General features: G+C 72.7%; 1 pseudogene. It reads left to right on the top strand.

Features of this window, described 5'->3' with window-relative positions:
• Positions 1-16: 16 nt before the first annotated feature.
• Positions 17-308 (top strand): annotated as a pseudogene (locus tag ADL12_RS26585) (PD-(D/E)XK nuclease-like domain-containing protein); the annotation flags it as partial.

Raw genomic sequence — 308 nt, 5'->3', positions numbered from 1 at the left:
CTACCACGCCGACCCGGTGCCCGGCGGCAGCCTCTCCTCGACCGGCGTGCGCCGCCTCGCGACCAAAAGCCCGGCCACGTTCCGCTGGCACCTCGACAACCAGCAGCCGTACAAGGCCGCGTTCGACTTCGGGACCGCCGCGCACAAGCTGGTCCTCGACGACGGGCCCGAGTTGGTCGTCGTCGACGCGGACCGCTGGGACACCAAGGCCGTGAAGGCCGAGGTCGCGGCGATCCGCGCCGAGGGCAAGCTGCCGCTGAAGCAGGTCGCCTTCGACCAGGTGCAGGCCATGGCCGCCGCCCTCCGCG

Origin of the sequence: Streptomyces regalis, assembly GCF_001509475.1 — a bacterium.
Classification (GTDB): domain Bacteria; phylum Actinomycetota; class Actinomycetes; order Streptomycetales; family Streptomycetaceae; genus Streptomyces; species Streptomyces regalis.
Note: the sequence above shows the minus strand (reverse complement) of the source record. Positions and strands in the feature narration are given on the sequence as shown.